The 13,535-nt window shown below is 33.4% G+C and carries 6 protein-coding genes; 2 read left to right on the top strand and 4 right to left on the bottom strand.

The window, feature by feature from the left end; all coding sequences use genetic code 11:
- The first annotated feature begins 42 nt into the window (after positions 1 to 42).
- Entirely contained in the window at positions 43 to 759 is a 717-nt protein-coding gene (locus tag B3C18_RS08620; RefSeq protein WP_291145427.1) for a hypothetical protein, read from the top strand.
- A 100-nt stretch (positions 760 to 859) separates the two neighbouring features.
- Here B3C18_RS08620 and B3C18_RS08615 read toward each other — a convergent pair whose 3' ends face one another.
- The 3 genes from B3C18_RS08615 to bshC all read right to left on the bottom strand — a co-directional run bounded on the left by B3C18_RS08615 (position 860) and on the right by bshC (position 4,563).
- Complete coding sequence (locus tag B3C18_RS08615; protein ID WP_026984871.1) at positions 860 to 1,279, bottom strand: nucleoside-diphosphate kinase; 420 nt, start codon at positions 1,277 to 1,279, stop codon at positions 860 to 862.
- Positions 1,280 to 1,499: 220 nt separating this feature from the next.
- Positions 1,500 to 2,771 carry an acyltransferase family protein gene (locus tag B3C18_RS08610; protein ID WP_291145420.1) on the bottom strand — a complete coding sequence of 424 codons (1,272 nt, stop codon included), beginning with the start codon at positions 2,769 to 2,771 and terminating at the stop codon, positions 1,500 to 1,502.
- A gap of 202 nt (positions 2,772 to 2,973) precedes the next feature.
- On the bottom strand, positions 2,974 to 4,563 hold the full coding sequence (gene bshC, locus B3C18_RS08605) for a bacillithiol biosynthesis cysteine-adding enzyme BshC (RefSeq protein WP_291145417.1): 1,590 nt from the start codon (positions 4,561 to 4,563) through the stop codon (positions 2,974 to 2,976).
- 271 nt (positions 4,564 to 4,834) lie between these two features.
- On the opposite strand from bshC, the gene B3C18_RS08600 reads away from it, so the two are divergent.
- Positions 4,835 to 6,112 (top strand): MFS transporter, encoded by a 1,278-nt coding sequence (locus tag B3C18_RS08600; protein WP_291145414.1) that lies wholly within the window; start codon positions 4,835 to 4,837, stop codon positions 6,110 to 6,112.
- A gap of 72 nt (positions 6,113 to 6,184) precedes the next feature.
- On the opposite strand, the gene B3C18_RS08595 is transcribed toward B3C18_RS08600, so the two are convergent.
- Positions 6,185 to 13,246, bottom strand: coding sequence for a T9SS type B sorting domain-containing protein (locus B3C18_RS08595; protein WP_291145411.1), 7,062 nt, complete (start codon positions 13,244 to 13,246; stop codon positions 6,185 to 6,187).
- Between the last annotated feature and the right edge of the window lie 289 nt (positions 13,247 to 13,535).

The following is a 13,535-nucleotide window of genomic DNA, read 5'->3' as shown; positions in this document are numbered from 1 at the left end:
ATGCCTGATTAATAATAAACAAATAAAAAACAAAACCAAAACATGAAAAAAGTATTACTTATTTTAACTGTATTATTTGCCTTAACTAGTTATTCACAAAAGAAAAAAGTTGCTGTTGTTTCGTTTTATACGGATAAAACAATCGATCTTTCGGAATTGGGTTTAAATGGATTGGCTGCGATAGCTGATTTAGGAAACAACCCAAATTTTAACCTTTCTCCAATTTTAGAGAAATATCACAATGCATTTTTTAATGATTATTCTAAAAAATTCCCGTTTGATTTACTTCCTGAAACTGAAGTGACTCAAAAGCCGGAATATATTGCTTTTACTCCTAAATTTGCAAGAGAAGGCGGAGAAAGCGGTACTATTATTAACTATCCTGGATATAAATATATTTATGAAGGAATGAATGGTTCTGCAAATGAAGTAGCTTCCTCTACAATGTTTAAAGAAGTTGCTGATGGTGTTTTATTTACAGAAATTCATTTTGCTGTAGTAAAAGGATTTGCTGTTGGTGGAACTGGAACAATAAAAATGAAAGCTTATGCCAGAATCGCTTTGTATGATAAAACAGGAAAAAAAGTATTTGCTTTTTCTGAAGGAGCAAACTCTAAGAAAACTGGAACAATCGTAGGTGGAGTTCCTGTTTTAAGTCTTGATAAAGTATTGCCAATGTGCGAAAGTGCATTAGAAGAGCTTTTGAAAGATCTTGATGAAAAATTGGAAAAAATTGTTAAAAAGTCAGACAAGCTTTAATCAATATTTGATATAAAAAAATCCCGTTTCATTTGAAACGGGATTTTTTTTATTATATAAGTTCAGTAATCTAAAATCTGAACTCTACAATCTAAAATTATTAGAATTGCTCTCTACCTGCAAAGTGGAATGCACCTTCGATTGCAGCGTTTTCGTCGCTGTCAGATCCGTGAACTGCATTTTCTCCAATAGAAGTTGCGTATGCTTTACGAATAGTTCCTTCAGCAGCTTCAGCTGGATTTGTAGCTCCAATTAAAGTTCTGAAATCTTCTACTGCGTTATCTTTTTCTAAAATTGCAGCAACAATTGGTCCACGAGACATGAATTCAACTAATTCTCCGTAGAAAGGTCTTGCAGCGTGAACAGCATAAAATGCCTGAGCATCAGCAACAGTTAATTGAGTTAATTTTAATGAAACGATTTTGAAACCACCATTAGTGATCATTGCTAAGATATTCCCGATGTGTCCGTTTGCAACAGCATCTGGTTTAATCATTGTAAAAGTTCTATTTGTTGCCATTTTATATTTTATTAAATTTTGTGCAAAAGTAGACTTTTTTTGTGAATTGATTTTAATAAATTCATAATTAAAACATGGTAGAATGATGTTTTAACCAAGAAAAGCTTTTTTTTAAACCATATAAGTTATAGTAGAGATGCACTGCAGTGCATCTAACACAAAGTAGGATTAAATTAAAAAAGACGCACTGCGGTGCGTCTCTACATATATGGTTAAAAATTTATACTTTGAATATTAATTTGTTTCTGTAGAATATCCACAAAATAAAAGTCCAGATACACACGTAAACTAATGCGCCGGCTAATGAAGCGGTCATTGGGTTACTGAAAAATGGTGCAATCCAAAAGCTGTATAAGTAATTTAATAAATTGATTTTTTCGCCAGTTTTATGTGGATTTTGAAGCTCAATCATTACTAATGCCTGCGGAATTATCTGCGAGGTAAAGAAAACGATCATTGGGTTTACGCCCCAAATTAAGAACGGTTTAAATCCTTTTTTATAATCTGCAATATCAATTATATAATATAAAATGGCTAAAAATGTTGTGGCTAATCCGGTAGTGTATAAAACATAACTGCTTGTCCAAAGTGATTTGTTTATTGGGAAAACAATATTCCAAAGCAAACCAGCAATGATTAAAGCAACTCCGGCAATTGCCATTTTTTGTGCTTTCTTGGTTTTAGGAGAATTTTGCTGTAATAATTGACCAATTAATAAACCGATAATTCCGTTTACGATTGACGGAAGTGTACTTAAAATTCCTTCTGGATCCCAAGTTACAGTTCCGCGATACATATGTCCTTTCAGTAAAACGCTGTCAAGCCATGATGCAAGATTTGTTCCTTTGTCTAGATTTGCGTCGCCAATTCCGGGAACAGGAATTAAAGTCATGATTGCCCAATATCCTAATAACAAAACGATTCCGGTTATGATCTGCGTTTTTTGAGATGTTTTTAAATACAAAAGCGAAACAACAAAATAAACAATTGCAATTCGTTGTAAAACTCCAGGAAGCCGCACACTGCTGTAGGCTTCGATACCGCTGTAAGCCAAAAACAGATAAATTATCAGAATTGAAAATGCTAGAATGTTTTTGATTTTTGAACTGAAATTTCCCATTAAAGCATAACCAACCCCAATAGTAATGGCAAGTCGGCCAATTAAAAGCGGAATTCCTTCAAGTCCGAACAATTGGATTTTTCCAAAAAAGTTAAAGAAAATTCCCAAACAAACCATTCGTAAAGAGCGAACTAAAATTTTGTTGAAAGTGGTGCCATCATAAAATTTATCAGGCATTGCAAGCGGAACGGCAACTCCCATTATAAAAACAAAAAACGGAAATACTAAATCTGTAGGTGTGCAGCCGTGCCATTCGGAATGTAATAATGGCGGGAAAACATGACCCCAATCTCCGGGGTTGTTTACAATGGTCATTAATAAAATTGTTAGTCCACGAAAGACATCTAGCGAAATTAAGCGTTCTTTTACCATTGGTTTTGGGTAAATTGGTTAGTTAATAATTTTAAAAATCGCTATTTGGTTTGAAATAATAATTTTGAGAAGATAGGTGGTTATTTAGTTCACAAGAATTATTACTTTATTTTTTTGCCACGAATTACGCGAATTTCCACTAATTTATATTCTTTGAATAAAAAAAAATCGTGGAAATTCGTGCAATTCGTGGCAAACTATTTTAAATTGTTATGATGTTAAAATTCATTTCTAAAGGTTTCAGTTTTTGCAGTAAAAGCGGTACTAATTGTTCACCTTTTTCCAGATAAAATTCTGAAAAATTACTTTGACGTTCCTGTAAACTATTATTTGGGAATAGTTCACATTGCAAATCGGTTATGCGCTGCAATTGATCGCTTAGTTTTCTTTTTTGTGCTTTTAATAAACGCTTTTCTAAATTTTCAAGACCTTTTGTCTGTTTCACTTCCTGAGCTTTTACAGCTCCAGAAAATGATTTATCGGTTTGATTTGCTAATTCATAAAGATATTGAAATTGGGTTTTCAATATTTCTTTTTGAGGTGTTAAATCAATTGGAAATGCAGAAATTTTGTGAGTAATCGTATTTATTAAATTTTCTTGTTTGGTAAAAAGATCGCTCCAGCTTAAGTTTAATTGATTTGCTTTTTTTTCTTGTTTTTCGGTTGCCAGAAGAACAGAGTTACGAACCAAAATCATTGGAAAAGTAATTTTTACGGCATCAAAAAAAGATTTTAATTCCAGCCAATAAGCAATTTCTCCGCCTCCGCCAATGTAACATAGATTCGGAAGAATAATTTCCTGATAAAGCGGACGCATAATAACGTTTGGGCTGAATTTTTCAGGATGATTTTCTAATTCAGAAAGAATTTGTTCTTTAGAAAAGGAGATTTTTGTGTTGTTTACAAAGTACTTATCTTCTTCAAAAATGATTCTTTCACGCAGATTATCTTCAATATAAAATAAATTAATCTCACGTGGATTTACCTGAACCGTATATTCTTTTAATTGCTCGATAGTTTCCTGAACAGCTTTGTATGAAGTCTGTTTTTCTAATTCTTCTTTTACATACGGGATAAAAGCACTTTTTAAATCGCCATCGTCAGCATCTATAATTACTAAACCATAATTAGCAAATAAACTGTTTGCTAAAAAACGTGTTGCATCTGCAAGGTTATCGTGTTTTAAATAAGCGTCTTCAAAAAGCTTTTTTAAAGTATTGGCGTTTGTACTTGAACCTAATTCTAGAGAATAAATTTCAAAGAATTCATCTAAACCTTCAGTTGAAAGTCGGCCAACTGGTCCGTTACTTTCTTTGTTCCATCTGAATTTTTTTCCTTTAAAATTAAAATAGTTTATTTCTTCAAAATCATGATCTTCTGTCGCCATCCAATAAATTGGAACAAAATTGTACGATGGATATTTCGATTTTAATTCCTTAGTAAGATTAATGGTCGAAATGATTTTATATAAGAAATACAATGGTCCGCTAAATAAGTTTAACTGATGTCCGGTTGTAATTGTAAAGGTATTTTCGAGTGCTAAAAGCTCAATGTTTTGTTTCGTTGAGTCAGAAATTTCGATGCTTTGATATTGTTTTTTTAAAGTGGCAACCAAAGGAATTCGGTTACTGTTATCAAAGTTGCCTGCTTTTTCGGCAATCTGTTTTTCGAAATTCTCTAATGTTGGAAAATTGTTGTACAGCGGTTTCAATTCTGATTTTTGATCTAAATAATCTTGTATCAATTTAGAGAAATATCCAGAAGTTTGATAGCTGATACAGTCGGTAGGCATAATTTTAAATTTATTTTTGACAGCTGTAAATTTAATGAAAATATACAGTTAAAATCGGTTTTAACTATTGCTTAAGATTGATTTTTATTTTTTGTTTTAAAGTTCCTATAATCAGCTTTTTAATTTTGAGTAAATTCAACACTGTTTAAAATGCTAAATACATGGAATTTGTTAAAAATACAGAAGTGTTTCGAAACTAATTGTCTCAAATGTGAAATATTAATAACGAAACTATATTTTTGTAAACAAAAAAAGATATACCTGAATTTGCATGGAAACAAACCTTAAAAAGAAGAACTCACTTAAACATGTTCTTTTTGGAAGCCTAATTGGCACCACAATTGAATTTTTTGATTTTTATATTTATGCCAATGCCGCAGTATTGGTTTTTCCTCAATTATTTTTTCCCGGTTCAGATTCAAAAATGGCGACTCTGGAATCTTTAGCAACTTTTTCAATTGCGTTTTTATCACGCCCGCTAGGTTCTGCCTTTTTCGGACATTATGGAGATAAAATTGGGCGTAAATTTACTTTGGTTGCTGCTTTATTAACCATGGGGATTTCGACAGTTACAATAGGGTTTTTGCCAAGTTATGCCAGTATTGGTGTTGCAGCTCCTTTACTATTAATGTTATGCCGATTTGGGCAAGGCGTTGGTTTAGGAGGTGAATGGGGAGGAGCTGTTTTATTAGCTATAGAAAATGCACCGCCAAATAAACGTGCGTGGTACGGAATGTTTCCGCAACTAGGTGCTCCAATAGGATTGCTGCTTTCGGGTGGAACTTTTTTATTGTTAACCGATTCCATGAGTAATGAAGATTTTATGGATTATGGCTGGAGAATTCCGTTTATTGCCAGTTCATTACTAGTTGTTGTTGGGTTTTATATCCGAACAAAAATTACAGAAACTCCATCTTTCGAAAATTCTAAAAAAGAGCAGGAAGAAGTTAAAGTTCCTTTTTTGACAATTGTGAAATCGTATAAAAATCAATTGATTTTTGGAACGTTTGCGGCCATCACGACATTTTTAGTTTTTTATTTGATGACTGTTTTTACATTAAGTTGGGCAACTTCAGATTTAGGGATTGTTAAAAGAAATGGGTTATTAATACAATTATTTTCGGTATTATTTTTTGCTATTTTTATTCCGGTTTCTGCTGTAGTTGCAGATAAAATTGGCCGACGTAAAATGCTTATTATAGCTACAGCAGCTATTGCGATTTTCGGATTTTTCTTTTCTTATTTTTTAAGTTCCGGAAACATTGTTTTAGTTACTACTTTCGCTTGTATCGGAATGGCTTTAATGGGATTCACTTATGGGCCTTTAGGAACTTTTTTGTCGGAGTTGTTTCCAACGAATGTTCGTTATTCTGGCGCATCACTAACGTTTAATCTAGCAGGAATTCTGGGAGCAGCTTTTGCGCCTATGATCGCAATTTGGCTAGCCAAAACTTATGATGTAAGTTATGTTGGTTTGTACTTAACGATTGCTGCAGTTATTTCTTTAGTTTCATTTTTGGTAATTAGCAAAGAGGAACATAAATTTTAAATAATAGAATTTCTAAATTTCTTGAAATAAAAAAAAAGCGCAGGTTTTTAATCTGCGCCTTTTTATTTGAAATTATCTTTTTAAACTAAAATGTCCCCTAAATTCTGTCCCGTTTAATCTTGTAACAGTAAACCAGTAATCTGAAGCTGGTTCCTGATGTCCAAGATAAGTTCCGTCCCAAGAAGCGTTTGGAACTAATTGTTTTATTAATTTTCCATAACGATCAAATATCCTAATTACTGTGTTTGGCGCTAAATAAGCGGAATCAATCGTCCAATGATCATTAAAGTTGTCATTATTTGGCGTAAAGAATTTTGGAAAAGGCAGTTCATCAACAAAATTTATACAATCGCCAATTGTTGCCTCAAGAATATTTATCGAAACTGGAATTCTGTCACTTTCGCAATTATTTATGGTTTGCGAAGCGTAATAAATAACTCCATTTTCAAGAGATGTAGATTCTGATAATGTCATGTTTGAAGAACTACTTTCGTACCATTTTATATTTTGTCCTGTAATATCAATATCTTTAATTAATGCATTTTTTTGAATGCAAAATGTCTGTGGCGAATCAGCAATTGGAATTTGAGTGTCTTGTATTTTCACAGTAACGGCAAATCTTTCACTTTCGCAGTTATTTAATGTTTGCGTTGCGTAATAAATGCCGCTTTGCAGTAAAGTTGTTTCTGATAAACTGTTTCCATTTGTTGCTGCATCATACCATTTAATAGCTGTTCCGGTTATATTAAGATTCTCAATTGTTGCAATTTCATCGATACAAAATTGTTTATTATTATTTCCAGTTGGCAGCGGAGTATTATAAACACGAACTAAAACAGGAGTTCTGTCACCTTCACATCCAATTGTTTGTGAAGCATAGTATGTCCTGTTATCTTCTAATAAAGTGGTATTTGGCAAACGGCCAGCAGAGAAATTGGTATCGTACCATTTTATATTTTGCCCAGACATTTGAATATCGGATAATTTTGCATTTTCTTTTTTGCAAAATTCTGTATTTCCATTTAATACTGGTGCAGAAGGCGTATTTACTATTGAAACAGTAATTCCGAGTCTTTGACTTTCACAGCTATTTTCTGTCTGTGAAGCATAATAAGTTTGTCCATCAACAAGATTTGTAGTTTTGGTTAATAAAGAACCATTGTTTAAAGAATCGTACCATTTTATTGCAGTTCCCGTAACCTGAAGATCTGCAATAGTTGGATTTTGTCCTGAACAAAATGGTTGATTTATATTTCCTGCTGGAGGAAAAGTAACCTGAATATTAATTGTAACAGGAACTCTTTCACTTTCACATCCGTTTATAGTTTGTGAAGCATAATATGTTGCTTTATCCTGAGCTACAGTTGTTGTAGGCACAAGTGTTCCTCCTGTTAGGTTACTGTACCATTTTATATTTTGTCCTGTAATTTGGATATCGTTTACTGTAGCATTTTTGTCAACACAGAAAGTTTGAGGACTATTTAGAATAGGCTTTTGAGTAAAACTTGTAAAAGGAGTTATGGTAACTGTAGTTGCATTTGAAACACAGCCTTTATTATTTTTTATTTTGATAAAATAAGTTGTAGGGTCAAGATTTGATTTAGTTGCAACTGTAGTCCAGCTAACACCATTATCGAAACTATACTCTGATGCAGTATTGGTAATTGTAATAGAGCCTTTAAGATTATTGCAATCGGGCTGTGTAGTTGTAAATGTAGGACTGCTTGGATAATCTGTTGGAGGATTTATAGTTGTAGATATTGAAGCAGATTCGCAGCCACTGCTATTTTTAACACGAACCATATAGATCCCAGGTATTAAATTTCCGGAATTTGGATTGGCTGAATAATTTTTACCATTGTCAAAACTATATTGATCTGCTGTACTTGTAATTAAAATTGAGCCAAAAGGATTACTGCAAGTAATAGGCTGGGTAACATTTAAAGTTGGAATTGAAGGAGCATTTGGCGCTGTTTTGATGGTTGCTTTATATGCAGCAGATGGGCAACCATTTGTGTATTTTATTCGGACAGAATAATTTCCAGGAGATAAACTGCTGGTATTATTGGTGTTCCAGGTAATGCCATCGTCAAAACTATATAGATTTGCAACTGTAGAAACCATAATGCTGCCTGTAGCCGAATTACAGCCAGTTGGGTCTGTAACTACAACTTGTGGTGCTTCAGGAATAACAGGTGCAGCTTGTATGGTTACAGGTGCAGCGAGAGAAATACAACCCGAATTGTATTTAATGATTAAATTATAGGTTCCTGCTGATAGATTAGATTTTGTATTAGATGTTCCAAACGTGATTCCGTTATCAAAACTATAAAAATCGGCTGCAGTATTAATGGAAATTGATCCTGTAAAATCGGTGCAAGTGGGTTGAGTTGTTGTAAAAACAGGAGCCGAAAGTGGCGATAATGGCGATATCGTGACTGGAGCAGCATCTGAAACACAACCTGTTGAATTTTTAATTTTTATGAAATAAGTACCCGGAGAAAGATCTGTTTTTGTATTAGAAAAAACGTAGGTCAATCCGTTGTCATAGCTGTAAGTTGCTGCATTTGTTGTAATAGTAATAGAACCTTTTGATGAGCTGCAACTTGGCTGAATAGTAGTAAAATTTGGAGCCGCAATAGTAGTACCAGAGCTCAAATTGACAACAGTTGTTGATGATACGCAACTATAAGAATCTGTTTTAATTTTAATAATATAGGTACCAGCACCAACATTTATTTTCGTTGGACTTGTTGTCCAGCTGTTTCCGTCATTGAAACTATAACTTATAGCCGATGTTGTTATGGTGATACTACCATCAGTGGCTCCACAGGAAGAAGGTTGAACTATCTTTACAGTGGGTGCGGCAGGAATAGCAGGAGGATTATATATATAGACATAATTGCCGGAAGAAGTACAGCCTAAAGTGTTTTTTATTAATACATTGTATGAGCCGTAAGTTAAATTTTTCTTTACAGGATTTGTAGTCCAATTTAATCCTCCATCAAAACTATATTGGTCTGCAGTAGAATTTACTATTATAGTTCCACTAGGAGTACTACATGTGGGTTGAATAGCACTTACATTTGGCGAAGGCAGATAATATGCATTTATGTACACATATTGTGAATTTGATATACAACCCAGTGCGTTTTTGATAAGAACGTTATAAGACGAACTTGCAGGATTTAATAAAATTGGATTTTTGGTCCAAGTGTTACCGCCATCAAAACTATAACTGTCCGCAGGAGTTGTAACGGTAATGCTTCCCCCATCTCCACAGCTGGGCTGTACTATTTTTATGTTTGGGTTAGGAAGATAGTAAGGATTAATGGATATTGATAGAGCATTAGATTTACAACCCGCAGCATTTTTTATCATAATATTGTAATAACCAGAAGTAAGTCCTGAAAGAACTGGGTTTGTTGTCCAGGTATTACCATAGTCAAAACTATAAGAACTTGCAACTGTTGCAATAGTAATGTTTCCATTGACGCCGCAACTTGGCTGGATTATTGTAAAATCGGGATTAGGTAAATAATATTCTTGCAGACTGACAGATGTATTATAAGGGTAAGATATGCAGCCAGAAGTATTTTTTACAGATAAATAATAACTGTTTGGACTTAGATTAGTAAATACAGAATTAGTACTCCATGTTCTGCCTCCATCGATACTGTATTGTGCTTCAGTTGAAGTAAAAGTTATACTTCCTCCAACACCGCAAGTAGGCTGTGTTGCTTTAAAAGTAGGAGCTGGGAGATAAAAATCTTCAAGCGATACCGAGTTGTAGTTAGAGATACAACCTTTTGCATTCTTAATCATTGGGTAATAATATCCTGCTGAGAGATTCGAAAAAACAGGATTTGTTACCCAATTATTCCCATCTATACTATAAGAACTACCGGTAGTAGTAATGGTAATACTGCCTTTTGTTCCACATCCTGGCTGAACAATAGTTGCTTTGGGCGGTGCCAGCTTCAAAGAATCCAGATAGATGTAGATGGCATTGGATATACAATCAGCTTTTTTTATCAATAAATAGTAAGATCCCTGGCTTAAATTATTAAAAATATTACTTGTACTCCAAGTTGATCCATAATCAATACTGTAATAATCTGCAGTAGTGTTGAATGTAATATTGCCAATATTTCCGCAACTTGGATTGGTAGCTGTATAGTCCGGATCAGGAAGATTTGCGCTTTTAATTGAAACACTTATAGAGTTAGAAACACATCCTAAACTGTTTTTTACTGCAATGTTGTAATATCCATAAGAAGTAAGATTTGACAAGGAAGGAGAAGTTCCCCAAGTGTAACCTCCATCAAAACTATAGAAACCAGCAGCTGTATTTATTGTAATGCTGCCAGAGGTTGTACAAGTCGGTTGAACTACAGTATAATCAGGTATATCAATATATGGATTACTTAAATAAACAGAGTTTGGATAAGAGGTACAGCCAAGCTTATTTTTTATAAGTATAGTATAAATACCAGGAGGTAATGACTTAGAATTTAGAGTTGTCCAAGTTACACCATTGTCAAAACTATAAAAATCAGATAATGAGTTGACAGTGATTTTTCCATTTGTACCACAAGTTGGCTGTTCCGAGCTAATAATTGGCGAACTCAAATAAGGTTGATATAAAGAAACATAAGATGTACCACTTATACATCCTGCACTGTTTTTAATTTTTATTTGATAACTTCCAAAAGGTAGAGTTTTAACATTATTACTAGTCCAAGTTGCACCATTATCAAAACTATAGGAATCTGCCACTGTAGTTATAGTAATGCTGCCATCTGTGCCGCAAACAGGCTGTTCTGTTGTATATTCAGGATATGAATTTGTAAAATCATTTAAATATGCGTAAGTATAATAGGAAGTACAACCTAAAGCATTTTTAATTCCTAAAGAATAGCTTCCCGCATCTAAATTGCTCATTTTGTTATTTGTAACCCATGTGGTTCCTCCATCAAAAGTGTAAAAATCTGAAAGGGTATGAATCGTAATACTTCCTTTTACATTACAAGCGGGTAATTCGATTGTATAAGTTGGAGTTTCCAACGTATTACTACTAATAAGTACATTGTTTGCCGACGAAATACAGCCTTGTAAATCTTTGGTGCGAATTTTATAATTTGCCGGTAAAAGATTATTAACAGTAGGATTAGTTACCCAAGTTGTACCATCATCAAAGCTATAATATGCAGCTGGAGTTATAATGGTAATACTGCCGGTATCTCCGCAAAATAAAGGATTGGTATAACTGTAATTTGGATACAAAGTAGAAGCCGCTGTAATGGTTACACTTTGAGAATAGGAAGTACATCCATTTACGGTCTTTATTTTTACTAAATAGATTCCAGGATATAAATTGCTTTTTGTGTTGCTTGTCTGCCAAGTTGCACCATCATCAAAACTATATTGTGATGCTGGCGAAGTTACTTTTATTGTTCCTGTGGTAGAAAAACAAGAAGGCTGCGTAATTTGCAAAATAGGAGAGACGGCGGTTTGACTTGGCTCTATAGTAACACTTGCAGTGCTGGCGCATCCAAAAGAATCTTTGACAGTAACAGAATAACTTCCTAACGAAGTTACCGTAATACTTTGTGTGGTTCCTCCTGTACTCCATAAATACGAAGCTCCTGGAGAAGAAGTTAGCACAGTGCTTCCAGAACACACATTTAAGATACCTGTAATATTAGCTGTGGGGTTTCTCACCTCTAAATCGGCAGAAATTATTTTGTAGCAAGTTGCATCTCTGCTCACTCTAACAAAAATAGAAGTACTTGAACTTGGATAACTTGTAAAATTGGAGATAGCATTCAAGTTGGACTCTGCTTCTTTGTAATTTTTGAAATAACTAAAATTTAAACCCGTTGTAGAAGGAACAATTAAAGAATTTAATGTAGATAAATTAAAATTTTCAGTTCCGTCACGGTTTGCATCACATTGGGATATTTTGGCAGTAGTTACATTAATAGTACAACTTGAAGAACAATTTAAAAAAGAAATATCCCAGCCAGGATTTGCGTCAGGATCTGTAGCAGAATCAAATGTGGTTCCTGAACATGAAGTTCCAGAAATGTTATAGTCTATTTGTACGCCTACATTATAATTAGTATTTGTAATATTTGGAAAATCACTGGATTTTAATGTAAAACAGAACTTTTTATTTGTCGTGTCTAAGCTTGAAGTAGTTGATGTACTATAAACAGATACATTATTAATGTTGTAAACATTTAAAGTGATTTTTTTTACTGATGCAGAAATTCCTCCAGAATTAGGAATCGTATAATTACCGCAAACTGAAATTGGTAAAGTTGGACAAACTTTATTTAAAGGATCAAGTTCTATAGAACCTTGCAAATTTTCTGCAGAATGTAAGATACAAACATCATCAACATACATATATCCAAAATGACCACCCAATCCACACCTTGAAGCCATGAATTCAACGGTAAATTCTTCATTGTTTGGAATTGAAGAAATGTCCAATATTCCTGATTGCCAATTGGTAGTGTATAGAGTAACAAAATCAGAATATTGACTTGGAACCTTGCTGAAAATGCAATTTTTTTCATCTCCTACCAAACAAAATTCACTAATAACTTTCTTATTTTTATCTAAAATTCGTGCTTTTACAAAAGCTTGATTATCCGTATGACTATTGTCGTATACACTTTGTATTACTGCTTTGTAGTTAAATTTTAGATAATTTTCATTATTTGTTTTAAACCTTTTACCCTGAACAATAGAACCATAGGTAGAAGAATTCTCATAATTAATTTTAAGAGCATATTGATCAAATGCTTTAATATCTCCCATATAGGGATCAACCAAATTGGCAGAAACAGTAGTTGCCATAATATCCATATTATTAGGATTATAGCGATTGATATAGGAATCGGCAGTATTACTAATCGATTGGCATTGCGTTGGACCCGGAGGGTCACCTATTGTGTAAAGAAAATTTTTAAGATAGCTGCTGCCATTTACAGTCTCATATTGTTCAAAACCTCCATTAGTACACATTTCAACCCCTTGAAGAGCAGCTGCAGTTTTTGAAGTCAAATTTACATCTTTTGAATTTAGAATTACTTTTTTTAAATCCAAGATTTCTGCTTTCATCCTTTCCTCCCTAATTTTCAAAAATTGTTTTTGTTCTTCCAAATTTTGAATTAGATGGCCGTGTTTATCTTCTAATAAATGTTTGTTAGAAGAATTCGGATTAATTTCTTGCGTAAAAACACAAGAATATTTGATAAAAACAATAAATAAGAGTAAAGTTCTAAGCTTCATTTAGTACAATTTTGTGGGCAAATATAGCCAAAAAACTATGCCAAAAAACTTAAAATATTTGGTGAAGTTATGTTAAATAATTAGGATTGATTTCTTTTGTCAAATGATTCCAAATATC

The organism is Flavobacterium sp. UBA7680 (assembly GCF_002482975.1).
GTDB lineage: Bacteria > Bacteroidota > Bacteroidia > Flavobacteriales > Flavobacteriaceae > Flavobacterium.
This window is presented reverse-complemented; position numbering and strand designations above follow the sequence as displayed.

Bases quoted from the DNA above. Each gene is read 5' to 3' on its own strand.
- B3C18_RS08620 (WP_291145427.1), top strand. From the start codon at position 43: ATGAAAAAAGTATTACTTATTTTAACTGTATTATTTGCCTTAACTAGT.
- B3C18_RS08615 (WP_026984871.1), bottom strand. From the start codon at position 1,279: ATGGCAACAAATAGAACTTTTACAATGATTAAACCAGATGCTGTTGCA.
- B3C18_RS08610 (WP_291145420.1), bottom strand. From the start codon at position 2,771: ATGGTAAAAGAACGCTTAATTTCGCTAGATGTCTTTCGTGGACTAACA.
- bshC (WP_291145417.1), bottom strand. From the start codon at position 4,563: ATGCCTACCGACTGTATCAGCTATCAAACTTCTGGATATTTCTCTAAA.
- B3C18_RS08600 (WP_291145414.1), top strand. From the start codon at position 4,835: ATGGAAACAAACCTTAAAAAGAAGAACTCACTTAAACATGTTCTTTTT.
- B3C18_RS08595 (WP_291145411.1), bottom strand. From the start codon at position 13,246: ATGAAAGCAGAAATCTTGGATTTAAAAAAAGTAATTCTAAATTCAAAA.